Raw genomic sequence first — 833 nt, forward strand, 5'->3', positions numbered from 1 at the left:
GATACAGTATTTACTGGTATTGAAATTAAATATCCTAAATCAATGTTATTTGGAAATATTAAATGCTGAGGCAATGTTAATGGTGTTTATTCTTATCCATCATCAAATATTGAAAATGCTAGTTTAGTACCATTATTATCAATGCCTATTGAAACAGAACCTAATTTAAGAGTTTTTCAATATTGATTTACAGAAAGTTTTTTACCATGAAATATTGCCAAAAACTATATTCAAGGTAAAGATATATTAGGTTTATTAGATGCTAAAGAATTAAATATTGTTTTATTAAATTATTTAACTTATCGCTATAACTATGATAGAAAATTTCAAGGTGCAAAATATGATGAAAAAGGTAACCCTACAAATAAATCAGCTATATTACGCCAAAAATTCGAAGGACAAAAACCCGAAGATGTAATTGATGGTTTATTTGAAAACTGAAAATTAGATAATTATAAATCTTTAAATGATAATGCTGTCAAAAGATTTAAACAAATTATTTACATGTTATCAAACTATACATATAGTAAATACGCAATTAATAAAGGTTATAATGATGATATTAAAATATTTGCTCCTTATTATTTTGAATTAATTTCAACTCCTAATAAAATAGAAGATGGTTATTGAGAATTTAAAGATTGTAAAGTTAAATTAAATTCATCATATTTTAATTTTTCTGGTGGACCCACTCCACCTAAAAATTACTGAAAAGAAGTTTATGCAAGTGAAAAACCATTTAATCAAATTGATGATAAATGATATTTTGTAGTATGGCGTAATGATGATAATGGTGATTTAAAAATTAGTAAATTTAAAAATAATGTAAAATT

Annotated in this window: 1 pseudogene; it reads left to right on the forward strand. The window is 23.4% G+C overall.

The features are described from left to right. Positions 1-833: pseudogene (locus tag D9R21_RS07825) on the forward strand (hypothetical protein); the annotation flags it as partial.

The organism is Spiroplasma endosymbiont of Megaselia nigra (assembly GCF_003987485.1).
Classification (GTDB): domain Bacteria; phylum Bacillota_I; class Bacilli_A; order Mycoplasmatales; family Mycoplasmataceae; genus Spiroplasma.